This is a genomic window from Agarivorans sp. QJM3NY_30 (genome assembly GCF_050870855.2).
Taxonomy (GTDB): domain Bacteria; phylum Pseudomonadota; class Gammaproteobacteria; order Enterobacterales; family Celerinatantimonadaceae; genus Agarivorans.
This window is the reverse complement of sequence record NZ_CP194038.2, coordinates 617,833-642,500: the sequence shown is the minus strand read 5'-3', so window position 1 is coordinate 642,500 and position 24,668 is coordinate 617,833. Positions and strand designations below refer to the sequence as shown.

Below are 24,668 nucleotides of genomic sequence, written 5' to 3'. Positions count from 1 at the left end.
CGCGAGTTGTTGCGCCTCAACTTCTGATTCGCCGTGGGGAAGTGTTCTGGCAGATTCAGTCACTAATTTGGCTTGCTTAGCATGCGCGAGATGAACCACACAATACTGACGCTGCTCAATATTCACTTTAGTGTCTTTGTCACAACCATCCGGTTTCTTACCAAGCGATAGCATGATCAAGGGTGGATCTGAACTTATTGCAGTGAAATACGAAAATGGCGCTAAATTATAGGAAGCAGCTTGCCCGTTATCACTCAAAACCCAAGCAATAGGGCGAGGGACGATAGTTTGAGTCATACAGTGGTAAATCTGCTGACTCGTTAACTCAGCAAAATCGATGAACACAAAATAGCTCCTTTAAAGTAATATAACAACAAACCCGCCGACGCGGGTTTCATGCTTGAGTATAGGAGAAACCGCTAGTCTTGTTCCAATACCTCGGCAAGTGCCGCTAAACACAAGCTCACATTCTCTTGACGTGCCGCATATCCCATTAAACCAATTCGCCAGGCCTTTCCTGCAAACTGTCCAAGGCCTGCGCCAATTTCCAAATTGTAGTCATTCAACAAACGAGCGCGAACCGCTTGTTCATCTACACCTTCAGGCACCGCAACCAGATTTAATTGCGGCAATCGATATGCAATCTCTACCATCAGATTTAATCCCAATTTGTCCAAACCCGCAGCTAATAAGGCATGTTGCTGCGCATGCCGCTGCCAAGCTTGCTCTAAGCCTTCTTGATGTAACATCAGCAGTGACTCATGCAAAGCATATAGAGCTGTCACAGGAGCGGTATGATGATAAGAACGTTTTTGCTCACCTGACCAATAGGCCATAACCAAGCTTTGGTCTAAGAACCAACTCTGCACCTTGGTTTTACGGCCTTTCAGTTTTTCAACCGCCGCTGGGCTAAAGCTCACCGGCGATAGACCAGGCACACAAGACAAACACTTTTGACTGCCAGAGTAAATTGCATCAATCCCCCACTCATCAACCAAAACCGGGATCCCGCCGACGGAGGTCACCGCATCTACAATCGACAAACAGCCGTGCTGCTTGGCCAAGCCACATAAAGCCTGTGCATCAGACGCGACACCAGTAGAGGTTTCGGCATGCACAAAAGCCACGATTTTACTGTCGGGGTGCTGCTGTAAGGCCTGCTCCACTTTTGCCGGAGAGACAGGCTGCCCCCAAGCATCCTCTACCACCACAGCGATACCGCCACAACGTTCGACATTTTCCAACATCCGTTGACCAAATACCCCATTAATACAAACAATAACCTTGTCACCAGGCTCGACCAAATTCACAAAGCAAGTTTCCATGCCAGCAGAGCCAGGAGCGGAAACCGCAAAGGTATGTTGATTCGTAGTTTGAAAAGCATATTGCAGCAGCGCCTTAATTTCATCCATCATATTTACAAACAGTGGATCAAGATGGCCAATAATGGGACGACTCTGTGCCTGTAATACTTGTGGTGAAATATCGGAAGGGCCGGGGCCCATTAAAATCCGCCGCGGCGGATTAAAGGATGTTAGGTTCATGCCATGTCCTTATCGTTAGTTATTTATTGTCGTTATGTTTTGTCGCCTATGCACTCTAGCATTAGCGTACAAACAATTGAATGTAAAACGAACAATCACCAGCAAGCCACAAAAATCATTTAGGTTAAATTAACTAAGCCAAAAAAACATTAACCCAGCGAACTTGTGGTTCATTCCTCAGCCTAAAATGCTTCATGTCAAATTCGATCAAAAACCGATCTTTTTGATATCAACCAAGCAACAGATCATGCACAAGGTTGCAACAAAACAAATAAACAACGAAGGCTTTCATGGTATTCCAAAATTGATCCTAAACAAAAAATGAACGACTAATTCAAACCACCAATAGTCCCTTTATTTACGGGGGATTAAGTGTCAATCTAGAGGCAATTCAACTAGCGAATAATTACGCAATAACGACCTGGATCACAACAAAGCTTTAGCATAAATGTGAATCCCTAAAATAAAGGCTCAGAGAGTAAATAAACTGCTACAAAAATGCTAAATAAAATATTCAAATGAATTTTACATTCACATTTATGAATATTTATTCACGTCTAAAATCGATTCAAAACGGCTCTATAAAAAAACCACGTTACATTAGTTTTTCTAATGATTAGGTTGCAATTTAACTTGTTTGAGAACCTCGCATTTCAGAACTACTATTCTCCCATCAACTGAGATGAGGTCCTCGATATGAATATCAATATAAACACGATCCACAGCAATAAACACAGTTCTTCCTTACCACAAACCCAACACGGTATTGTTGAGTTATACAATCTTTGTAATGTGTGGATCCAGCGCCAAAAAACCCGCCGTCAATTGGCTCAATTACCCGCGTACTTATTACGTGATATCGGTTTAACAGAAGCAGACCGCTACCAAGAGTCTCGCAAAAACTTCTGGGAAAACTAGGCTTAAACACCATTTTTGCCAAGGATCTCAGGCTATTTCACTCGGCATGTTGCTTCTGCACATGCCGTTTTTGTTTTTTCTTGTTACCATTCCCGCCAACACTCTGTAATCAATACTACTATGTCGACTAATCTTGCAAACTTGCTGGTTGTTCTCGGGCCTACCGCATCAGGAAAAACCCATCTTGGCGTGGAGATCGCCAGACTTTACGGCGGCGAAATACTATCTGCCGATTCTAGGCAAGTGTATCGAGGCTTGGATTTAGGCTCGGGTAAAGATCTGGATGAATACCAGGAGATCCCCTATCACCTAATTGATATCGTTGAACCTGAGGCCGAATACAGCGTATTTCATTTTCAGCGTGATTTCTTCAAAGCCTACCAGCAAATTAAACAACGACAACAGCTCCCCGTTATGGTTGGTGGAACAGGTTTGTACATTGATGCGGTGACCCAAAATTATCAGCTACATGAAGTACCAAGCAATCAGGCCCTACGTAACGAGCTTGCAGAACTCAGCCTAGAGCAACTGCAGCAACGTTTACTCTCAGTAAAGCCCGAGCAACATAATAATACTGATTTACAGGTCCGACCGCGTTTAGTGCGAGCCATTGAAATTGCCGAGTCAGACACAGCGCCCCCGCAAACCTCCCCTCACCCCGAGATAAAGCCACTTTACTTGGGGATCCGTTGGGAGCGAGCAGTACTCCGTCAACGCATCACGCTACGTTTAAAACAGCGGCTTGAACAGGGTTTAGTGGAAGAAGTTGAACGCCTGCACGCTCAAGGTGTGAGCTATGCAAAACTAGAGTTTTATGGCTTAGAGTACCGTTTAGTCGCACAATACCTGCAACAACAGCTGAGCTATAACGATATGTTTCAAAAGCTCAATTCTCAAATCCACCAATTTGCCAAACGCCAGGATACCTGGTTCAGAAAGATGGAGCGTCGCGGTGATGAGATCCATTGGCTATCGCCAGAAAACTCATTATTAACTCAAGCTGAGCAAGTGATAGCACCTCATTTAAGCAGTCTAAACACGGATTAATAGTTGGCCGCATGTGACTATTTTGACGCAAACCATCGGTAATAAAAAAACATCAACCAATGGGCAGCACTTAAACTAGCAAACGCGGCAAAACCAGCCCATAAGCTCAGCCGATACACGGCTATATCTCCTCGGTAGACAATGCAAAGGCATAACATCAGTATCCAACCCAAGTTGGCCAAAATCATGCATTGCTTACAACGCCCTAACTTTTCTACAAACCATGCCCGAGAACAAAACTGGCAATCCACTAGCGCTCCCCCTTAACTTTGGCTAATTCGATTATCCACGGGTCATCAATTTAAGCAAGTAGTCGCTGATGCGGGTATAAGGCGGTCGCATCAAACGAGTCGCTGCAAATGGACCTTGTTTAAAGATTGGCAGCATTTTAGAAAACTGCACAAAACCATCGTAACCATGGTAGTGGCCCATACCACTGCTGCCGACTCCGCCAAATGGCAGCTGATGCTGAGCCACATGTAGTAACACCTCATTAATACACAGGCCACCAGCTTGAATTTGCTGCTGCACTCGTAGCTGCACCCCAAACTGCTTGGTAAATAGATAAAGGGCCAACGGCGGTGCAGTTTGGTTGACATAAGTGATGGCCTGCGACAAATCTTGATATTCGACAATCGGTAATAGTGGACCAAAAATCTCTTGCTGCATCACCAAGGATGACGCAGCTGCGTCAACTAACAAACCCGGCGTAAATTTCCCTGCACATTCACCAGCAATTAACGGGATAAATTCAGCGCCCTGGGCTATTGCCTGCTCGCGCAAGTTCACCTGCCGAGTTAAAAAATCCGCCGAGATCATATTAGAAAGAGCAGGATCTGACATATCGCTGTAGTGTTTGGCGGTATAAGCTAAACAAGCCTGAATAAAAGCTGACCTCGTTCCCTTGGGAAGCAACACGTAATCGGGTGCCACACAAGTTTGCCCAGCATTCAGCAGCTTCCCCATCAGTATTCGCTCAGCCGCCTGAGTTATGGGATAATCCTCAGCCACGATCACTGGTGACTTTCCGCCTAACTCTAAGGTAACAGGGGTTAAGTTTTGCGCGGCGGCCGCCATCACTTTACGCCCTGTTTGGGTGGAACCAGTAAAGATGAGGTGATCAAAGGGCAAGGCTGAAAAACTTGGCCCCAGTGAGCCGTCGTCTGAATAGATCCGCAGCACATCGTCGGGCAAGTACTTTGGCAACAATTGGATCAGCAAATGGCTTAAGGCGGGACTAAGTTCAGACATTTTAATCATCAACTTATTTCCTGCCGCCAGTGCATCGGTAAGGGGCGCGAAGGCCAAATACAGAGGGTAGTTCCAGGGGACAATGACCCCAACCACCCCGAGCGGTTGAGCCTGAACCCGATTACTCGCTCCAAAGTACCAAAGACTCACCTGACGATGTTGTGGCTTAAGCCATTTTTTGAGGTGTTTTAGACTATAACGCAGGCCCTCGATGGCCGGGAAAATTTCAATCAGCCTCGACTCATGCGGACTGCGATAACCAAAATCGTCACTAATCGCAGCGATAATAGCGGCTTGATTATCGAGCAACAGCCGCAGCATTTGGCTAAGATGGTAGCGACGTATCGCTAAACTAGGGTAAGGCTGTTGACGATAAGCCGCTTGCAAATCGCTTAACTCTTGGGACAATTGCAGTTTGCTTGCTTGGTTCATGTGCTATCTCAATCATCTGCCGTGAACAAAGGTTATGTTACCATGAGTAACTTGTAAACTAATTTGACCAAACTCGAAAATTGTTATGCCACACCATATCGTTTACTCAGTGGTTTTAATGGAGGCAAAAAATTAACTCTACGCACTTTAAAGCGCCCTGGTGGGCTCGTAATCGGCATATTCAAACTCTGCTGCCCACTTTGTTATTGCGCAACAAAAAACTCAATTTGGATTGGCAACAGTTAGATCTAGACGATGGTGACTTTATCGATCTCGCTTGGATTGATAGTGCCAAGACTGACAAACCAGAACAAGCAATCGTGCTCGTCTTCCATGGCTTAGAAGGCAGTGTACATTCACCCTATGCCAAGGGGATCTTACAAGCTTGTAAACAGCAAGGCTGGCGAGCAGTGGTGATGCATTTTCGAGGATGTAGTGGTAAACCCAACAAGCTATGGCGCGGTTACCACAGTGGCGAGATTGATGACGCACGAGCTTGTATTGAGCATTTACACGCACTCAATCCCAAAGCCCCTCTATTCGCCTTGGGCTACTCGCTAGGCGGGAATATGTTGGTGAATTATCTAGCGAAAGAACCACGCTCACCGCTAACTGCGGCCGCGGTCATCTCTGCGCCACTGCACTTAGCCGCCTGTTCCCAGCGACTACAACAGGGTTTTTCTCAAATATACCAGCATCACTTACTCAGCCGGATGAAAAAAAACCTCTGTAAAAAGATTAGCCGTATGCCACAAGCCCCACTGCAACAAACGCAAGTCAAGCGCTGGCGTAACTTCGTAGAGTTTGATGAACACTACACCGCCCCAGCCCATCAGTTTGCAGGTGCCGTTGACTATTACCAACGCTGTAGCGGCTTACCCTTACTCAAGCACATTGGCTTACCCACTTTGCTGATCCACGCCGCCGATGATCCTTTTATGGACGCAAGAGTGATCCCGCGAAATGAGCAAATCAGCCCCGCGATTGAATATCGACTAAGCCGCACTGGTGGACATGTAGGATTTGTCGGTGGTAGCCTATTTCGTCCAACATTCTGGCTAGAGTCTGCTATTCCACAGTGGTTTAGCCAGCACCTCAACACAAAAGAGCATGCTAATTCATGATAATTCCTTGGCAAAACCTAGCGGCCGACACTTTCGAAGCTTTACTCGAAAGTTTCGTATTACGTGAAGGCACCGACTATGGTGAACAAGAGTTGAGTTTAGAAGACAAACGAGAGCAAATTAAACAACAGGTTATTAATGGTTCAGTTTTAATCGTATACTCAGAACTACATGAAACAGTCAACTTGATTGCCAAAGAGCAATTTAATGCCTCAGCCACGGATAGGCTGCAGGATGATGTATAAATCATGTTTATAGTCTCACTTACAGATAGGTCATTATGTCAGCTAAACATCCTATTATCGCTGTCACTGGTTCTTCCGGTGCCGGAACGTCAACCACCAGTGAGGTATTCGCTCACTTATTTAGGCAACATAAACTGAATGCAGCCTTTATTGAGGGCGACAGTTTTCACCGCTACACTCGACCCGAGATGGATGTAGCCATCCGAAAGGCTCGCGAACACGGAAAGCACATCAGCTACTTCGGCCCGGAGGCCAACGACTTCAATTTGTTGTATGAATTTTTCAAACAATATGGCGAAGATGGTACTGGTCAATATCGACGTTATCTGCACACCTTCGACGAAGCCGTGCCATACAATCAAATGCCGGGCACGTTTACCCCTTGGCAGGAACTGCCGGAAGAAACCGAAGTATTATTTTATGAAGGCTTGCACGGCGGCGTGGTTTACGATGAAAAAAATGTCGCGTCAAAAGTTGATTTGCTGATCGGCATGGTGCCGATTGTGAACTTAGAGTGGATCCAAAAACTGGTGAGGGATACCACCGAACGAGGCCATTCACGAGAAGCCGTGCAAGATTCAATTGTTCGTTCAATGGATGACTACATCAACTACATCACCCCACAATTTTCGCGTACCCATATCAACTTTCAGCGCGTCCCTACGGTCGATACATCAAACCCTTTTAGCGCTAAGAGTATTCCGTCACTCGATGAAAGCATGTTAGTGATCCGTTTTAGAGGACTCAAAAACGTTAATTTTCCTTATCTGTTACAGATGATTGACGGTGCTTATATGTCGCGGCAAAACACCATCGTGGTTCCAGGAGGAAAGATGGGTTTCGCCATGGAGCTAATTTTATCACCGATGATCCAACAATTGCTGGAAACCGGAAAAGTTCGTTAACTCGCGCTTTCAATCCGATAGCTGTGGCTAATTTCACAGCTGTTACCCAACATTAACGATACCGAGCAGTATTTTTCCATACTCAATTGCACCGCTCGGGCAACGTGCTTGTCGCTCAAATTCACCCCACTTACGACAAACTCCAGGTGGATGTTGGTAAATACCTTCGGCGCCGCCTCGGCTCGCTCTGAATCCAAATGAACTTGGCAATCAGTCACTTGCTGCCGAGCCTTAGATAAAATGGAAATGACATCCACAGAACTACATCCACCAGCCGCCATTAAGACATACTCCATCGGGCTCGGAGCAGCTTTCGCAGCGTCGCCATCCATCAATATTTGGTGGCCTGAACTGCTTTCACCAATAAACTGTAGTTCTTTTGACCACTTGACCGACGCTTTCATATTAGATTCTCCTGCTTAATATTTCGTTCACCAGCTTAATCTAGGTCAAGGTTCATGGCTAGTAATTACCTCATACTAAAGGCGTATAAATGCCTTGCAGCAAAGTCCGAAGCCTTTTATGCTAGGGGTGGATGGAAAACAATTAGAATAAATACAATTTACTAAGTATATAGCTGGTAAATAATTATAAAGACAGAGGATTTCTTTAATATGGTAATTGGCAAACCTCAAGCTGATCCGGTGATGGAGTGGTTTCTTTCTCACTGTCACATACATAAGTACCCTTCAAAAAGCACCCTAATTCATGCCGGCGAAAAAGCCGAAACCCTATACTACATAGTCAAGGGCTCAGTCGCGGTTTTAATTAAAGATGAAGAAGGCAAGGAAATGATCTTGTCTTATCTGAATCAAGGTGACTTCATGGGCGAACTAGGCCTTTTCGAAGACACTGAAAACCCGATCCGGACCGCTTGGATCAGGGCTAAAAGCCCTTGTGAGGTTGCCGAAATTTCTTATAAGAAATTCCGTCAACTGATTCAAGTGAATCCTGAGATCCTGATGCGTTTGTCAGGGCAAATGGCAACCCGCCTGCAGATCACCAGCCAAAAAGTGGGTGATTTAGCCTTCTTAGACGTGACTGGTCGAATTGCTCAGACTTTACTAAACCTAGCGAAACAGCCAGATGCGATGACTCATCCAGATGGTATGCAAATTAAGATTACCCGCCAAGAGATCGGCCAAATTGTTGGCTGTTCTCGTGAAACGGTTGGTCGTATTCTTAAGATGCTAGAAGAGCAAGAGCTTATCACCGCCCACGGTAAAACAATTGTGGTTTACGGTACCCGCTAAGCAACTCTCTGTTTACCTATAAAAAAAGCCGCTTATGCGGCTTTTTTATTGTGCCAACTAACGATTAGTACTACTAAATATTTTATCCGCCGAAGCTTCAACAAAGCCGGAATATAACTCACCGTTCGGTAATGGATAACGCAGTGCAAACTCATAGAAGCAACTGGGAATGCGTTGACTAGAATCACTAAATACTACTTCAGATAAATCTGCCATAGTTGAAGATTGCTCTAATAACACTTCCGGCGAACCTTTGATCTCACCACCAAGCTTATTGAGCACATAACCCGCCTCACTCAAACATTGATTCACCTGTTGTAAGCTGTCGAAATGCGGTAGCTGGTTGACTGACACCGTAAAATGATTCGCTCGATAACCATAAGCAGCCAACCAAGCGGCATATTCACTTTCTTCAAGTAGCTGCTGATAATCAGCGTAGCTCAATTGCCATGGACGGCCACAGAAAAAAACTTCTGGCTGTTGATAAAGCGCTAATGGCACCTGCTTAGCCAAACCTTGAACAATCATCTGCGCCTTATCAGACAAGCTCTCAACCTGTAATTCACTAATAAAGACTTTGGGAATACTCGGGTCGGAATGCTCAAAGTGAGCCGCGTCTAAGTGCTTATTCGCAAAATGGTATTCTCCTCCTCGATGATAGCCCATCGCCAATAAGTGTTTCGCAAAAGCTTCCACACCGGTATTCGGTAAATTAAAGCTGCGAATGGCAATATGATCATTGACGATCTGATGACCATCGCCCAACAGCTGATGGATCGCTTCGGCGCTAGGTGTCACCGCCAAATATTGTTGCCATAAACGTTCAAAAAACAAATCTAAGGTCATCATATTCTCCCTAAAAGTGTAAGCCTGGGCTGAGTACCGCTGGCATCACGCTGGCTTCACCTTCCATAGAGGCGACAGGATAAGCACAGTAGTCCGCCGCATACTTAGCACTAGCCCGATGATTTCCAGAAGCGCCCACGCCACCAAAAGGTGCAGCACTCGAAGCGCCGGTAATCGAACGGTTCCAATTGACAATACCGGCGCGGATCCGATGACGGAAGTTTTCCCATTTTAGCGGATCATGGCTCAGCAAGCCTGCCGATAAACCGAATCGAGTATGATTTGCCTGAGCAATCGCGTCATCCCAGTCATGATAACGGAGCACCTGCAATAACGGGCCAAAGTACTCTTCATCGGGCAGCGCAGCAACAGACGTCACATCGATAATACCAGGTGTAACCAAGCCCTTGTTTTGCTCTAGCTGCTGTAGCTCAAGCAAGGACTGCCCACCGAGCTGTTGCAACTGCCGTTGGGCCTCAACCATTCCTGCGGCAGCTTTCGCACTAATCATTGCGCCCATAAAGGGCTGCTGCTCGGCATCATAGAGACCCACTTGAATGGCTTGAGTGACTTCTAATAGACGGGCTAAGATCTGCTCACCTTGTTCACTACGAGGCAAAAACAAACGGCGTGCGCAAGTACAGCGCTGTCCTGCCGAAATAAAGGCGGATTGAACAATATCGTGTACCGCAGCGTCAACATCGGCGACTTGGTCAACCACCAAGGGATTATTGCCGCCCATTTCTAAAGCGAGTATTTTATCCGGCTGACTGGCAAACTGCTGATGCAATAAGTGACCCGTGTTAGAACTACCAGTAAAAAATAACCCATCGATATCAGGATGAGCAGCCAGCGCCTTACCTGTAACCACCTCCCCTTGCAGTAAGTTAAGTACCCCCTCAGGCAAACCCGCTTGTTGCCATAATTTAACGATACATTCCGAAGTATAAGGCGTGAGTTCTGAAGGTTTCAGCACCACACTATTACCGGCAATTAAAGCGGGAACAATATGGCCATTAGGTAAATGTCCTGGGAAATTATAGGGACCAAATACCGCCACCACACCATGCGGCTTGTGACGTAATACCGCTTTTGCAATCGGTAACTCAGAAGATGACTCGCCAGTTCGCTCGGCATAGGCTTTCTCGGAAATAGCCACCTTGCCGATCATCGCGACAACTTCGGTGCGAGTTTCCCACAAGGGTTTACCGGTCTCTTGGGCAATCACTAAGGCTAGGCGCTCTTTATTTTGCTCCAACAAGGCCGCGAATTGTTTAATCACTGCAATTCTTGATTCTAGCCCAAGCATATACCAGTCAAACTGGCTCGATCGTGCCGCCTTAACCGCTTGATCGACTTGCGCTGATAACGCAGCATTGCCCTGCCAAACGCAAACATTTTTGGCTGGATCGATAGACTGAAACGAGGCACCTTGACCCGCTAGCCATTGACCATTAATAAACTGATTTAAATGTTCCATCTACAACCTCACATCCTTTATAGCGGCCCCATGGGCGAGCCTATGACTATTCTAAACGTAGCGCACCAATACGAATCAGATCACCCTCTTGTACCTCTAAGGCTGCTGCAGTACTAGCCGATATAACCGCTCGCAATGAGTCGGAATCTAACTGGATCGCCGCCACACAAGCTCTAAAATCAACTAAGCGAGCATTACTTAGTAACATTTCTTCAGCAGAGGCGGCGGGCTCCGCAATACTGATGCTCACCTTGAGGGAATGTTTGACACTTTCGATCAACTTTAATGGGCACTCGACGGTCGGCCCAGCATCAAAAATATCCACATAACCGTGTTTACAAAAACCTTCAGATTCGAGCAGGCGTAAAGCTGGACGAGTTTTTTCATGCACCTCACCAATCACCGCCTGTGCTTCTTTACTCAATAAGTTGACGTATATCGGATATTTCGGCATTAACTCGGCAATAAATTCTTTCTTACCAACCCCAGTTAAGTAGTCTGCCGTCGGGAAATCAACACTAAAGAAATGATCCTGTAACCACTGCCAAAAAGGTGAACGCCCGTGTTCATCAGAGACCCCCCGCATTTCGGCGATCACTGAATCATTAAAACAATGCGAATGTTCAGCCATCAATAAGAAACGACATTTGGATAATAAGCGTCCATTGTTTCCACGACGATGCGATTCTTGCAAAAACAGCGTACATAACTCAGTCACCCCGGTATAATCATTAGTCAGGGTAAGAGTCTCAACCACGTTATAAACATTGAGGCTACGCGAAGCATGAACCACTTTTCCGAGATGGTAAGTATAGAAGGGGTTACTCATCCCCACAGCCGCATCAATAGCGGTGGTCCCAACCACTTCTCCGGTGTCGCTATCTTCAGCAACCATTAAATAATGTTGATTGCCTGGGCTGTCAGCATCTGCGGTAAAAGAACGTATCGAATGGGCGAGCTTTTCTTTTAAAAGAGGCTCATCAACCGGTAAAGAGGTGAAGCCAACCCCTGAAGCCACCGCCATTTGTAATAACGCAGGATAGTCCGTTTCCTTAATAGGGCGGATAACTAACATAGCGAAGTCTCCATTCATCAAATAACAAACCACCGCGACCCTTTAGAGTCACGCCGAATGATAATAAAGCATTGAAGTGGCCTAGTATCACAAGGAGACTAAGCCCATAAGACTAGCCGTTTACCACTTTGGCAATTGCTTGTTCGAAACGCTGCATACCCAGCTCTATATCAAGCTGAGGAATAATTAAAGAAGGGGTAAAACGGATCACGTTCGCCCCAGCCACCAGAACCATAAGCCCTTCCGCCGCCGCAGCCACTAAGAAGTCGCGCGCACGCCCCTTATATTGCTCATTCAGCACCGCACCCAACAGTAGTCCCTTACCGCGCACCTCAGAAAAAACCTGATATTTATCATTAATCGCCATTAAAGCTTCTCTGAACCACTGCTCCCGTTGTTTCACACCCGCTAATACTGATTCACTATTAACAATATCGAAGGCAGTTGCTGCCACAGCGCAGGCCAAGGGGTTTCCACCATAAGTACTGCCATGAGTGCCGACCTTCATTGAGGCGGCAATCTCAGTTGTCGTCAGCATAGCCGCAATAGGAAACCCCCCACCTAAAGCTTTCGCCGAGGTGAGTATATCCGGCGTGATCCCTAGACCCATGTAAGCGTAGAGTTCCCCTGTGCGGCCGACGCCAGTTTGTACTTCATCAAAAATAAGTAATGCTTGGTGTTTATCACACAGCTCGCGAACTTTTTTTGCAAATTCTAGATCGGCGCTAATGATCCCCCCTCTCCTTGGAGAGGTTCCATCATCACTGCACAGGTTTGATCATCAATCAACGCTTCCAGCGCGGCGGTATCATTGTAGGGAATGTGCTCAACACCTGCGGGTTTAGGACCAAAACCGTCGGAATAACTCGCTTGTCCACCCACCGTCACGGTAAAGAAAGTACGTCCATGGAACCCTTGTTCGAAGGCAATGATTTTTGTTTTCTCTTGGCTTCCATGTTCAATCGCATAGCGACGAGCCAACTTTAGGGCCGCTTCGTTGGCTTCCGCGCCTGAATTACAGAAAAATACTTTCTCGGCAAAGGTACTATTCACCAATTTTTCAGCCAAACGTAAAGCTGGTTCGTTGGTCAGCACATTACTCAGGTGCCATAGTGTTTGGCCCTGTTCTGTCAAGGTTTTCACTAAGGCGGGGTGACAATGCCCCAAACAGTTGACCGCGATTCCACCAGCAAAGTCGACATACTCCCGCCCTTCTTGATCCCATAAACGAGAGCCCTCGCCCTTCACCGGAATAATCGCCGCGGGGGCGTAATTGGGAACCATGACTTGGTCAAAAAGCGCACGAGTTACAGCATGTGACATGTAGCGTTCTCCTTATCAATCTGGCGATTCCTATAACGATAGCCAGAGAAGTTAACAGTTTGTAAATATTCTTGGGATTATGACAAATATCGAGCATGATGTCTGAGCATACTGCAAAAGCACCATACAAAATATAACCATTTTTACGCAAGTTCAGTGCATAGCTCTAAATAAGCGTCCTGCCAAATAAGCCATTTTACTCTAAAACACATAAACTTTCGCATAAATATGCATAAATTATTCATTCGATTTAATTATAAAATTAAACCGTTATTAAACATTAGCATTCTATATAGTCGAACGAATAAAGTTATCGAGTAAGCCTAAACCTTGTTCAGTAAGAATGCTTTCCGGGTGAAACTGCACCGAGTGGATCGGCAAAGAACGATGCTGCAGCCCCATGATTTCATAAGCTTGCCCTTGCTGATCATGGCTCCAAGCCGTGACTTCCAAACAATCTGGCAGGCTATCAGCCTCTACTAATAAAGAGTGATAACGGGTGACCGCCATTGGACTGACCAAACCCATAAATACTGATTGCTGCTGATGATGGATTGGCCTGACCTTACCATGCATCGGCATGTCCGCTCTGACCACTCTCGCCCCAAAATGCTGAGCGATACACTGATGGCCCAGACACACCCCCAATATAGGCAATTGATCGGCAAATTCAGCGATCACCTGTAAAGATATCCCCGCCTCGTTGGGCGAGCAAGGTCCTGGTGATATAACCAGGTGAGTCGGCGCCATTTGTTCGATCTGCGTAATACTGAGCTGATCGTTACGCACCACCTTAACCTCAACCTTTAACTGCGAAAAATATTGGTAAAGGTTATAAGTAAACGAATCGTAATTATCGATAATGAGTAACATGCAGCCTTATCGTCTCACTCATAATGCAAAGCCATAAAAGAGGACTATCTTATACGATTTTGCTGAAGGTCGGTTGATCTTTCGTTAAGCTAAAAACCCGTGTTCGCTTAAGCAAACGTCTTACAAACACGAAAGCCCAGCATTCACTGGGCTTTCTTCGAACCGCAAGCTGTAAAGGCTATTTTAAGCCGATAAAACCGAGTACCTCATAGACCGAATGTAGTGTTTGGCGAGCTTGCTCACTAGCTCGCGCCGCGCCTTTAGCCATGATTGCTTGCAGGGCTGACTCATCTTCACGCAGCGCATGATAGCGCGCTTGGATAGGTTCCATCATTGCCACCACCGCATCGGCGGTATCCACTTTCAAGTGACCATACATTTTACCAGCATATCCCGCGACCAAGTCATCAATTGACTGGCCAGTTGCCACCGACTGTAACGTGAGCAAATTAGACACACCGGGTTTTTCTTCTCGATCGAAATAGATCCGCGCCTGTTCATCAGAGTCGGTCACCGAAGCTTTAATTTTCTTAGCAATTTGTTTGGGTGTATCGCTAAGCAAGATGAAAGCTTTAACATTATCGTCGGACTTAGACATCTTCTTGGTTGGCTCTTGCAGCGACATCACTCGCGCACCAAACTGAGGAATAAATGGTTCGGGTACCGTGAACACTTCGCCGTAAAGATTATTGAAACGATTAGCAATATCACGCGTGAGTTCTAAATGTTGCTTTTGATCTTCCCCTACCGGCACCGCATTTGCCTGATAAAGTAATATATCCGCCGCCATTAAAGCCGGATAAGTATATAAACCCGCATTGGTGTTATTCGCATACTTGGTCGACTTATCTTTGAACTGAGTCATCCGATTCAATTCGCCCATTTGGGTATAACAATTAAGTACCCAAGCGAGTTGAGCATGCTCTGGTACCTGTGATTGGACAAAGATGGTGCTCTTGTCGGGATCTAAACCACAAGCTATGTACATGGCTAAACCATCTAAGACTTGGTTTTTAAATTGCTTAGGTTCTTGACGAACTGTTATCGCATGCAAATCTGCCAGCATGAAATGACAGTTATATTCATTTTGCATGTGGATCCACTGGTTAATCGCCCCAATATAATTACCAATGGTTAACGAACCGGATGGCTGAATGCCACTTAATACAACGGGTTTACTCATGATTTTCCTACTTAAACAATACAAATGGGACTTAAGCCGTGACTGAACCCGACATTAATTCAACCAGGGTCTCGAGGCTATCCGCCACAAAATCGGGGTCACTTAAGGCAATATCTTCACCGTAGTTATAACCATAGGTCAAGCCTAGTGAGCGACATCCTGCAGCTTTTGCTGCTTGAATATCATTTTTTGAATCACCGACCATCAGCAACTGTTCAATACCCAGTTGATACTGACCAACTAAGTGAGTTAAAGGTAGAGGGTCTGGCTTCTTACGCGCTAAGCTATCACCAGATAATACCACATCAAAGTATTGCGCAAGATCAAGCTGTTCTAATAGTGGTTGGGTAAACAAGCTTGGTTTATTCGTCACAATCGCCATTGGAAGGTTCATCTCGGCTAACGCCGCTAAGCTTAAACGAACCCCTGCATATAAGCGACTCGCTACACACAGCTTTTCAGCATAATGTCGGTTAAATAAAGGTTTTGCACTTAAGTAAAGCGCTTCATCTAGATCTGCCGCAATCTCTGAACAACCAGAGAGTGCTCGCTTAATCAAAACTTCGGCACCATTGCCTACCCAATGGCGGATCGTCGCTTCACTAAACACATCACGACCTAAATCAACTAACATCGCATTAATGGCTAAGGCCAAATCGGGCGCACTATCGACTAATGTGCCATCTAAATCAAAAGCGATGAGCTTAATTTTGTTTAACGTTGTCATATAGGCTCACTACTTATTATTTACTTAAACTGGCTAATTCGGCACGCATTTGCTCAATCACTGCTCGGTAATCTGGTTTGCTAAAAATAGCCGAGCCAGCAACAAACATATCAGCGCCTGCGGCGGCGATTTCGGCAATATTATCCGGCGTGACACCGCCATCCACTTCTAAACGAATCGGATAACCACTGGCATCAATTTTATCGCGAATTTGACGTAATTTATCAAGGCTACCAGGAATGAATTTTTGACCACCAAAACCGGGATTGACTGACATCAACAAGATCATATCCAACTTATCCATCACATAATCCAAGTAGTGTAGTGGCGTCGCGGGATTCAATACTAGGCCCGCTTGACAGCCCTGCTCTTTGATCAGTTGTAAGCTACGATCAATATGCTCTGAAGCTTCGGCATGAAAAGTAATCATGCTTGCCCCCGCTTTCGCAAACTCGGGGATCAGACTATCCACTGGCTTAACCATTAAATGCACGTCGATAGGCGCTTCAATGCCGTAATTACGCAAGGCCTGACATACGGCTGGCCCAAAGGTTAAATTTGGCACATAGTGATTGTCCATCACATCAAAGTGGATCACGTCTGCGCCTGCGGCAAGTACATTTTCCACCTCTTCGCCCAAACGGGCAAAATCAGCAGCTAGAATAGAAGGGGCAATTAAAAAAGGTGTGCTCATTGGAATAACCATTGGGTTTGAAAGTGCGCAATTTTAGCGCAGCTTGAGGCATGATCCAATCACTCTACCAAGATTGTTTTATGCTTGACTTAAACCGCCTCAATATAGGGACTAAATAATGGCCGAAAAGCCTTCAAGTATACTGAAAAGTGTCTTCGCCGCATTATTAGGTGTTCAATCAGACAAACAACGCCAGCAGGATTTTAGTCAGGGTAAAGCTTGGCAATTTATCGGCCTTGGGATCGTGATGGTATTGGCCCTCGTAATGAGTCTGGTATTACTAGTCACCGCGATCACTTAATGATTTGAGATATCCTCTCGACTCACCAACTCGAGTCAATCTAAGCGGATGATTCGAGTTCCCTTCATTGGCTTGAGAACGACCACATCTTGAACTCGTAAATCTCGGGTCAATCTCAAAATCAGTTGGTGATTCGCCTTATATTATTTATCACTAAATCACTTAGGATGAATAATATGGCTTGTAACTGTTGTAACAGAGCATTAAAGAATGGAATGATCTATAAAAAAGACCCTCAAACCACTAGAAACTATAAATCTTGCCCACATTGTTCAGCTGCAAACGGCGGTGAACATGTATTTCATCCCTACCCATTATCCTTTGGAAAGACACCTGCGAGAAAAACGGCTAAAAATCCAGATGGCGATCAAAGTTATTGTATCGATTGCCGTAAATTGAAGAAAGGTGTACCTTCTCATGTCTCAGAAAATGGGCGCGTATGTAGCAGTTTAGTCTAGAGGTTCAATGCAAATTTATCGAGATGATGCGGTCAGTTGGCTTGCGACACTTGCCGATGCAAGCGTCGATCTTTTAATCACAGATCCACCCTACGAGTCCCTGGAAAAGCACCGAAATATCGGGACAACCACCAGACTAAAAGTAAGTAAATCGTCCAGTAATCAGTGGTTTGAAATTTTCCCGAATGCGCGTTTTGAAACGCTTCTCAAGCAGATATATCGGGTTCTGAAGAACAATTCGCATTTTTACTTATTCTGCGATCAAGAAACAATGTTTGTCGTAAAACCAATTGCAGAAAAAATAGGATTCAAATTTTGGAAACCTATTATTTGGGATAAAGTCACAATCGGCATGGGATACCATTACAGAGCTCGTCACGAGTACATCCTTTTCTTTGAAAAAGGAAAAAAGAAACTCAATAATTTAGGCATACCAGATATTCTTGAATGTAAACGAGTTTATCGCGGATATCCCACAGAAAAGCCAGTGCCATTGCTTGAAACACTAATTTCTCAAAGCAGCACGAAAAATCAGCTGGTCGTCGATCCATTTTTTGGATCTGGTTCGGTCTTAATCGCCGCTAAAAACTTAGGCCGAGAATATCTCGGATGCGATATTTCGGAATCCGCTCACCAACACTTTCGAAATCGAGTTGCAGAAATAAACTAACAAACAAGGCGCTTTAATGCGCCGCCTAGCTTCCCGAATAAAGCGCCATAACCTCTTTAGACTTGCCTCGCACACTTCCCTTACAGCTAATATTACGTTGAACACTCAACAAGCTAAGTGTATCAGCGCCAGCATATAGCTCCTGAGTGAAGTCGGTAAAGTGGTTTGATATAAGTGTAGATACACCACGCTGCTTCGCTTGCAGCGCGCATTCAACTAAACGACGTTGGTCATCATCGGTAAACTTATTTCCAGCATAAGCAGTAAAGTTCGAGGTTCGATTAATTGGCGAGTAAGGCGGATCACAATAAACAACATCATGTTCACCCGCGGCGAGAAATGCCTGTTCAAAATCACCACATACAAATGATGCACGCTGAGCGACCTTAGAGAATTCGATAAACTCTTCTCGAGGAAAGTAAGGCCGCTTATAGCGTCCAAAAGGTACATTAAATCCCCCACTTTTATTATAACGACATAGCCCGTTATAACCGTGTCGATTTAAGTAGACGAAGAGTAATGAGCGTTCATATGGATCTGTGGATTGATTAAATTGCTCGCGCAGCTGATAGTAAAAATCGGGATGATTATGGTTACCAATAAAGAAGTTTTCTGCTTCCTTAATAAATCTATCCGGCTGCGTTTTAATGAACCCAAACAGATTAATGAGATCTTGGTTAGTATCCACCAATAGGTATTCATCAAACTCAAAATTAAGAAACACCGAACCGCCACCTACAAATGGCTCAATCAAACGCTTCTTTCCAGTAGATGGAAGATTCACTTTGATTTCATCAACAATGCGCTTCTTGCCACCAGCCCACTTCAACGGAGACTTACGATTAACTGAAGATATATTACGACTCACAGATGACCTTCAGCTAAATATAATTGACACACCAACAAATCAGTCTTCTGCCTTGTTTCGCCAAAATGATCTACCCACTGAAAAAAGGCTCGAAGATGCGTCATCACGATTCCGTTAATTCGAACTGAACTTGGCTAAATTGCTTGATCAAAGAATCCAGATTCTGCTTTTTCAAATTGAGACGTGCAGCTTGAGCCTGCTCCCGCGTCGTAAAATCACCATAAATGATTTTATAAGGCACATTTGGATTAGCCGATGAATGGTAGACCCATACCTCATGATACCATTTGCGAGAAGAAACAAATTGCTCGGCTTTTTCTCGATTTTTCAACGCCATTAACTGTAAAGTATAATGTTTCGCTGGTTTAGCTTGAAGCAAAGACTTCACATCGGTCAACTGAATTGGAACTTCTTTCGTCACATCGGCTGGCTCAATTTTATCGGTCGATATTGTTGATGGTTGTGGCTCAACCAACAAGTTTTCACTATCATTAATGTTGCTCGTCAAGTCAGGCTTAGCTTGGTTTTCGGCTTTTCCCTGATCCGCTAACAACTTACTCACGACATCATCCTCAACCACCACTCGTAATTGCTTGGCTTGACTTTGTGCGGTTAAATCAACTTCTGTCGCAACATCTAACGAAGGTAGTTTAGCGGTATCGACTTGAGTGCTAGAACTGGAATTCGCTTGCGCCGATGCGAATTCTTCGGCTGGAGTAGAGCCATTGGCTAAAGTCGGCTCCTCCATAAGAGCCAAGGCAATACGGCTATCATTTCCCTTATCCTCTTTACCCCAGTCGTTGACCAACTGAACCAGTAAACCAGCGACTGCTGCGCACAATACGACAACAATGGCGATATAAAGTTTTTTTCTATTAGGAGCACTAGCTTCCGACATGGGGATATCTCCAGTAACGATTTGATCGACAAATTGATAAATAAGACGAGGGTTTCCTTTCGCCGATGCTATATGTTGTTCGATTGCTTGCTGATTTTCAAACTCCGCAACATACTCGGCTCGATTAAATAACAATGAAGCCAATTCAAAAGACTCATTGTCGCTCAGTGAGGGAACCTCAAAATACAGAATATCAGCGCTCAACACATCCAACTGAGCACTAAAGCTATTGCTAGCTTCTGCGAATAACAGTAACGATAAGGAATATTGGTATAGCTGATTGTAATGTTGATAAAACTCCAACAACTCTCTTAGTAATTCTGTCGTTAATCGATGGGCATCATCGATCATAATCACTAACGGAGCATTGGTTTCTTGTACATTGCGTTTAAAGCTATCAAATAAAGGATCATCTTGGTTAAACAATGGATCATGTAATAACTGTTGTAGCAGTTCTCGACGCAAGCGAGAGCCATCGTCTTTATCGCTGGCAGTCACTAAGGCATGATTCGCGAACTGAGCACGTTCGAGTATCCCACTGGCGATAAAGGATTTACCCGAGCCCACACTGCCAGTAATACAAATTAGCTTGGCACTAAAACGAATTTGGGTGATCAGTCTATCGCGCAAACGTAATTGGCTTTGCAGTTGCGCAAACTCGGCATCAGGCCGCACTCTCACCATTCAAATAGCCTTATTGAAATCGATGAATAACTGTTTCTATATTATTTTCAGTAATCGTATCAACAACTTCTGCTGAACCGATAGCATTCGGTAATACTAAACGAAGTTTCCCATTTAGTACTTTTTTATCGCGCAACATGTGAGGTAGGAATTGCGCAACCCCCATATCTGCCGGTGGAGCAATCGGTAACTGGGCACGTTTAATCAAAGTTCGGATCTGTTGTACTTGCTGTTGAGAGAGCATTCCAACTAACTCAGCGGTTTCGGCAGCCATCACCATTCCCGCCCCAACTGCTTCGCCATGTAGCCAAACGCCATAACCTTGCTCTGCTTCGATCGCATGACCATAGGTATGACCTAGATTTAACAAAGCTCTAATCCCCTGCTCGGTTTCATCTTTAGCCACAACTTCGGCTTTAATTTCGCAACAACGAGCAATTGCTTGAGTCATTAATACTGCATCTAATTGCATCAACGGATCAAGATTATTCTCCAACCAAGTGAAAAAGTCAGCATCATAAATAATGCCATACTTGATTACTTCGGCCATGCCCGCTGATAACTCACGTTTATCCAAGGTCGCTAAACAATCAATATCGATCAGTACCGCCTTTGGTTGGTAGAAAGCACCGATCATATTTTTACCGAGAGGGTGATTCACTGCGGTTTTACCACCAACCGATGAGTCAACTTGCGATAATAAAGTGGTTGGTACCTGTACGAAAGGAACCGCCCGTTGATAACAAGCGGCAGCAAATCCAGCCATGTCCCCAATCACGCCGCCGCCTAAGGCAACAATGGTGGTATCACGGCTATGTTGTTTTTCCAATAATCCAGAAAAAATAAGATCAAGTGTCTGCAAGTTTTTGTACTGCTCGCCATCGGGCAAACTAACTACATCCACTTGAAAAGCACTCAAACCCTTCAACAGAGGCTCTAAATAGAGTTCCGCGACCGTAGTATTTGTAACAACCATTACTTTTTTACTAGCAATAGCAGAAGTAAAAAAATCGGGCTGACTAATTAGTCCTTGCCCGATAGTGATGGGATAACTACGCTCACCGAGAGCAACTGTTAAACATTCCATGATTAGCTTAGAATCCTAAAAGTTCAATAATTTGGTTAGCCACTGCTTTGGCACTTTGATCATCTGTTTTAACCGTATAGTCAGCTACGTCTGCATACATCGGATTACGTTCTTCAGCTAGATTTTCCAAGACCTCTCTTGGCTCATCACTTTGTAATAAAGGACGACGTTTATCGCGTTGTGTTCTAGCAAACTGCTTATCAATGGTCGTTTCTAGATAAACCACTATGCCGCGAGCAGAAAGATGATTACGGTTTTCTTTACTAATGACTGAACCACCTCCGGTGGCCAATACGATGCCTTGAAGTTGGGTCAGATCATCAATAACCCCTTCTTCTCGGACTCTAAAACCAGCTTCGCCTTCTACGTCAAATACCCAAGCGATATCCGCGCCAGTACGGCGTTCAATCTCTTGATCTGTATCGTAAAACTGCAAATGTAATTGCTGTGCTAAATGACGACCAATGGTGCTTTTCCCAGCACCCATCGGTCCTATAAGGAAGATATTTCGTTTCTCAGCCATGCTTCTTCAAATTTATCTTTGTCTATTTTCTCCCCGCAATGCGGGCACCTAATGTACCAACCTTAGTAAAAAGATCAGGGCGCGATTATCTCAGCATGAAGGGGACTTTGGCAACCGCAAAATCACCTTCAACCACGATTGACTCAGATTAAACCCGATACTCTGATTTTCCTAGAGACTATCAACCAGGATCCTTGGGGTAACAAAAATCAATAATTCATTTTTTTCTACGCTTTGAGTCGTGGTTCTAAACAATACACCTAAACCCGGAATATCGCCCAATATCGGAACTTTTTTCACATAGTCAGTTGTTTGCTGCTGAAAGATCCCCCCCAAGACTATCGTTTCGCCGTTTTTCACCAAGACCTGAGTTCCAATCTCCTGTTTATTGATGGCAATCGCTGTCCCGGTAGAGGTAGCAACGGCTTCACCTTCGGAATCTTGGGTAATGACTAAGTCCAAAATAACATTCCCATCTGGGGTAATCTGCGGAGTCACCTTAAGACTTAGCACCGCCTTTTTAAAGGTCACCGCCGTTGCCCCGCTAGACGAGCTTTCTACGTAAGGAATCTCTCGACCTTGCTCAATGTAGGCCGCCTTTTGATTGGCGGTAGTAATTCTTGGGCTGGCGATCACTTCGCCTTTATTCTCTTGCTCCAAGGCAGACAATTCTAGATCGAGAATTTGTCCATTCGCGAGCTTAGCCACTTGAAAAGCAATCGAGCCTGCGGCATCAGTGACCGGAAGGTTAACATTTAGGCGATCGTCCAAGGCTGGAATGTCGCCAGAGACGACGCTATCAACACCTTCTAAGCTTCCGCTTGTAATCCCAGTGCTACCACCGACTGACCCCGAATTAGTCACCCCCCAGCGTACACCGAGCTCTTCACTGACACTATCAAGTACCGTAACCATGCGCGCTTCAATCACAACTTGTTGAACCGCGACATCCAATTTCTTAATCATCGCCTTAATATCGCTTAGCGAGTCTTCGGTATCTTTTACCAACAAGGTATTGGTTCGCTCGTCCACACTCACCGAACCATGCTCGGATAACATCGACGCCTGCTCATTTTTAAGCAAGGCCGATAAGTCAGAAGCCTTCGCGTAATTCACTTGGATATATTCTGAATACAGAGGGGCTAAATCGGCAACTTGCTTAGCGCTTTCTAATTGTTGTCGTTCCTGCTCAGCCAACTCTGCCGCAGGCGCAATTAACAACACATTATTATCAAGGCGTTTATCCAAACCTTTTACTTTCAAAATTATATCGAGAGCTTGCTCCCAGGGAACATCATCCATACGCAAGGTGATATTACCAACCACGGAATCCGTTGTGACTAGATTTAATTGATTAAAATCAGCAATTAATTGCAGCACGGTACGTACTGGAATATCTTGAAAATTTAGAGAAATGGGCTTGCCCTGATACGCAACTTTCGCGACTTCTTCCGCTTGCAAAGGTTTAACTTCAACCAGAAACAGTTCTCCTGATTGATCATAACGATAATCAAAAGCCCCGTTAATCGTCACGACTAAACGCACCTTCGCCTCATCTTTAAAGACTTCAACATTATCGACTGGGGTTGCGAAGTCATTCACATCCATCACATAAACATTTTCGTCGGCAATATCGGTATTATAAAAATCGACAATCAAACTATTATCGCGTCGTTTAATATCGGCAGCGATAGAGCGATTATTCAGATCAATCATCAGCTGGCCGGTTCCACCTTTGCCCCGCCGAAAATCGATGCCTTCAATATGATTGATCGTAGCATGCTCAACACGACTGGCGGTTTCAAAAGCATTGTTAACCGTTGTAGACTTAGAATTGCTTGCGGTGGCAGTAGTAGGCAGCGCACCTAACTTAATCAGCAGCCGTTTAGAGTCTTGTTGTACTTGATATGGAACTAAGCTTTCCAAGGCCAAAACGAGTTGTAAACCAGACTCTGTCTGTAAGCTTTGTACTTGTTTCACCCCTCCTCGGCCAATAATCAAAGGATTAACCTTCAGTGCGGAGCTGGCATTTGCAACGTCAATCACTAACTGATTAGGAGAGTATTCGAGGTGATCATTTACCTGCTCGATAGGCGCATCAAATAGTAATTCAATTTCTACCGCGCCTTTAATCATCGGGTTGGTATTCAGCTGAATTAACTGGGCGTTAGCCCAAGCTTGAGCTGCATAACAGAAAAGCCCCGCGAATATTAAGCTACTGTTGCAGATACCTTGCAGCATTCTTCCCTTCATGCCATT

25 protein-coding genes and 1 pseudogene (1 of these 26 running past the window's edge) are annotated in these 24,668 nt (G+C 45.0%); 8 read left to right on the top strand and 18 right to left on the bottom strand.

Annotation, left to right across the window (positions count from 1 at the left end; all coding sequences use genetic code 11):
- Both ACRRSX_RS02945 and ACRRSX_RS02940 read right to left on the bottom strand, forming a co-directional pair.
- On the bottom strand, nt 1-345 hold the 5' portion of the coding sequence (locus ACRRSX_RS02945) for a flavin reductase family protein (RefSeq protein ID WP_432454706.1). 270 nt of this gene lie to the left of the window's left edge; 345 of the gene's 615 nt are visible here — the first part of the coding sequence; the start codon lies at nt 343-345; its stop codon lies beyond the left edge, outside the window.
- A gap of 74 nt (nt 346-419) precedes the next feature.
- Nucleotides 420-1,544, bottom strand: coding sequence for a pyridoxal-phosphate-dependent aminotransferase family protein (locus ACRRSX_RS02940; RefSeq protein WP_432454707.1), 1,125 nt, complete (start codon nt 1,542-1,544; stop codon nt 420-422).
- 696 nt (nt 1,545-2,240) lie between these two features.
- Between ACRRSX_RS02940 and ACRRSX_RS02935 the strand changes: the two genes are divergently transcribed.
- Nucleotides 2,241-2,462, top strand: a complete 222-nt coding sequence (locus tag ACRRSX_RS02935; RefSeq protein WP_432454708.1) for a DUF1127 domain-containing protein — start codon at nt 2,241-2,243, stop codon at nt 2,460-2,462.
- Between the two features lie 120 nt (nt 2,463-2,582).
- Complete coding sequence (gene miaA / locus ACRRSX_RS02930; protein ID WP_432454709.1) at nt 2,583-3,509, top strand: tRNA (adenosine(37)-N6)-dimethylallyltransferase MiaA; 927 nt, start codon at nt 2,583-2,585, stop codon at nt 3,507-3,509.
- Nucleotides 3,510-3,526: 17 nt separating this feature from the next.
- Here miaA and ACRRSX_RS02925 read toward each other — a convergent pair whose 3' ends face one another.
- Both ACRRSX_RS02925 and ACRRSX_RS02920 read right to left on the bottom strand, forming a co-directional pair.
- Nucleotides 3,527-3,697 carry a hypothetical protein gene (locus tag ACRRSX_RS02925; RefSeq protein WP_432456107.1) on the bottom strand — a complete coding sequence of 57 codons (171 nt, stop codon included), beginning with the start codon at nt 3,695-3,697 and terminating at the stop codon, nt 3,527-3,529.
- 94 nt (nt 3,698-3,791) lie between these two features.
- On the bottom strand, nt 3,792-5,192 hold the full coding sequence (locus ACRRSX_RS02920; RefSeq protein ID WP_432454710.1) for a coniferyl aldehyde dehydrogenase: 1,401 nt from the start codon (nt 5,190-5,192) through the stop codon (nt 3,792-3,794).
- Nucleotides 5,193-5,323: 131 nt separating this feature from the next.
- Between ACRRSX_RS02920 and ACRRSX_RS02915 the strand changes: the two genes are divergently transcribed.
- Genes ACRRSX_RS02915 through ACRRSX_RS02905 form a run of 3 tightly spaced genes read left to right on the top strand, consistent with a single transcriptional unit; the run spans nt 5,324 to nt 7,466 of the window.
- Nucleotides 5,324-6,316 carry a hydrolase gene (locus ACRRSX_RS02915; protein WP_432461090.1) on the top strand — a complete coding sequence of 331 codons (993 nt, stop codon included), beginning with the start codon at nt 5,324-5,326 and terminating at the stop codon, nt 6,314-6,316.
- A complete protein-coding gene (locus ACRRSX_RS02910) occupies nt 6,313-6,561 on the top strand; it encodes a YheU family protein (protein ID WP_432454711.1) in 249 nt (82 codons plus the stop codon). The genes ACRRSX_RS02915 and ACRRSX_RS02910 overlap by 4 nt, the downstream gene beginning before the upstream one ends.
- A gap of 35 nt (nt 6,562-6,596) precedes the next feature.
- On the top strand, nt 6,597-7,466 hold the full coding sequence (locus ACRRSX_RS02905) for a phosphoribulokinase (RefSeq protein ID WP_432454712.1): 870 nt from the start codon (nt 6,597-6,599) through the stop codon (nt 7,464-7,466).
- On the opposite strand, the gene ACRRSX_RS02900 is transcribed toward ACRRSX_RS02905, so the two are convergent.
- Nucleotides 7,463-7,870, bottom strand: a complete 408-nt coding sequence (locus ACRRSX_RS02900; protein ID WP_432454713.1) for an OsmC family protein — start codon at nt 7,868-7,870, stop codon at nt 7,463-7,465. The genes ACRRSX_RS02905 and ACRRSX_RS02900 overlap by 4 nt on opposite strands.
- Before the next feature lie 210 nt (nt 7,871-8,080).
- On the opposite strand from ACRRSX_RS02900, the gene crp reads away from it, so the two are divergent.
- Entirely contained in the window at nt 8,081-8,719 is a 639-nt protein-coding gene (gene crp / locus ACRRSX_RS02895; RefSeq protein WP_432454714.1) for a cAMP-activated global transcriptional regulator CRP, read from the top strand.
- 57 nt (nt 8,720-8,776) lie between these two features.
- Here crp and ACRRSX_RS02890 read toward each other — a convergent pair whose 3' ends face one another.
- From ACRRSX_RS02890 to rpe, 8 genes and pseudogenes are all read right to left on the bottom strand, one after another.
- The gene (locus tag ACRRSX_RS02890) at nt 8,777-9,565 is read right to left on the bottom strand and encodes a DUF1338 domain-containing protein (protein ID WP_432456109.1); all 789 of its coding nucleotides are present in this window, start codon (nt 9,563-9,565) and stop codon (nt 8,777-8,779) included.
- 10 nt (nt 9,566-9,575) lie between these two features.
- A complete protein-coding gene (gene astD / locus ACRRSX_RS02885) occupies nt 9,576-11,045 on the bottom strand; it encodes a succinylglutamate-semialdehyde dehydrogenase (RefSeq protein WP_432454715.1) in 1,470 nt (489 codons plus the stop codon).
- 46 nt (nt 11,046-11,091) lie between these two features.
- Nucleotides 11,092-12,120 (bottom strand): arginine N-succinyltransferase, encoded by a 1,029-nt coding sequence (astA, locus tag ACRRSX_RS02880; protein WP_432454716.1) that lies wholly within the window; start codon nt 12,118-12,120, stop codon nt 11,092-11,094.
- A 112-nt stretch (nt 12,121-12,232) separates the two neighbouring features.
- Nucleotides 12,233-13,443 (bottom strand): annotated as a pseudogene (locus ACRRSX_RS02875) (aspartate aminotransferase family protein).
- Nucleotides 13,444-13,731: 288 nt separating this feature from the next.
- A complete protein-coding gene (locus ACRRSX_RS02870; protein ID WP_432454718.1) occupies nt 13,732-14,316 on the bottom strand; it encodes an anthranilate synthase component II in 585 nt (194 codons plus the stop codon).
- A 178-nt stretch (nt 14,317-14,494) separates the two neighbouring features.
- Nucleotides 14,495-15,499, bottom strand: a complete 1,005-nt coding sequence (trpS, locus tag ACRRSX_RS02865) for a tryptophan--tRNA ligase (RefSeq protein ID WP_432454719.1) — start codon at nt 15,497-15,499, stop codon at nt 14,495-14,497.
- A gap of 31 nt (nt 15,500-15,530) precedes the next feature.
- On the bottom strand, nt 15,531-16,226 hold the full coding sequence (locus ACRRSX_RS02860) for a phosphoglycolate phosphatase (protein ID WP_432454720.1): 696 nt from the start codon (nt 16,224-16,226) through the stop codon (nt 15,531-15,533).
- Nucleotides 16,227-16,242: 16 nt separating this feature from the next.
- Complete coding sequence (gene rpe, locus ACRRSX_RS02855) at nt 16,243-16,920, bottom strand: ribulose-phosphate 3-epimerase (protein ID WP_432454721.1); 678 nt, start codon at nt 16,918-16,920, stop codon at nt 16,243-16,245.
- A 118-nt stretch (nt 16,921-17,038) separates the two neighbouring features.
- Here rpe and ACRRSX_RS02850 point away from each other — a divergent pair, with 118 nt between their 5' ends.
- Both ACRRSX_RS02850 and ACRRSX_RS02845 read left to right on the top strand, forming a co-directional pair.
- On the top strand, nt 17,039-17,221 hold the full coding sequence (locus ACRRSX_RS02850; protein ID WP_432454722.1) for a DUF2970 domain-containing protein: 183 nt from the start codon (nt 17,039-17,041) through the stop codon (nt 17,219-17,221).
- A gap of 465 nt (nt 17,222-17,686) precedes the next feature.
- The gene (locus tag ACRRSX_RS02845; RefSeq protein ID WP_432454723.1) at nt 17,687-18,349 is read left to right on the top strand and encodes a DNA-methyltransferase; all 663 of its coding nucleotides are present in this window, start codon (nt 17,687-17,689) and stop codon (nt 18,347-18,349) included.
- 25 nt (nt 18,350-18,374) lie between these two features.
- Here the strand turns inward: ACRRSX_RS02845 and ACRRSX_RS02840 are convergent, their stop codons facing one another.
- The 5 genes from ACRRSX_RS02840 to pilQ form a co-directional block, all read right to left on the bottom strand.
- The gene (locus ACRRSX_RS02840) at nt 18,375-19,217 is read right to left on the bottom strand and encodes a Dam family site-specific DNA-(adenine-N6)-methyltransferase (protein WP_432454724.1); all 843 of its coding nucleotides are present in this window, start codon (nt 19,215-19,217) and stop codon (nt 18,375-18,377) included.
- A gap of 103 nt (nt 19,218-19,320) precedes the next feature.
- A complete protein-coding gene (locus tag ACRRSX_RS02835) occupies nt 19,321-20,799 on the bottom strand; it encodes an AAA family ATPase (RefSeq protein WP_432454725.1) in 1,479 nt (492 codons plus the stop codon).
- 10 nt (nt 20,800-20,809) lie between these two features.
- Nucleotides 20,810-21,886: a 3-dehydroquinate synthase gene (aroB, locus tag ACRRSX_RS02830; protein WP_432454726.1), complete on the bottom strand. Its 1,077-nt coding sequence runs from the start codon at nt 21,884-21,886 to the stop codon at nt 20,810-20,812.
- Between the two features lie 7 nt (nt 21,887-21,893).
- Nucleotides 21,894-22,409: a shikimate kinase AroK gene (gene aroK / locus ACRRSX_RS02825; RefSeq protein WP_432454727.1), complete on the bottom strand. Its 516-nt coding sequence runs from the start codon at nt 22,407-22,409 to the stop codon at nt 21,894-21,896.
- Between the two features lie 171 nt (nt 22,410-22,580).
- Complete coding sequence (gene pilQ, locus ACRRSX_RS02820) at nt 22,581-24,662, bottom strand: type IV pilus secretin PilQ (protein ID WP_432454728.1); 2,082 nt, start codon at nt 24,660-24,662, stop codon at nt 22,581-22,583.
- Nucleotides 24,663-24,668 lie beyond the last annotated feature (6 nt).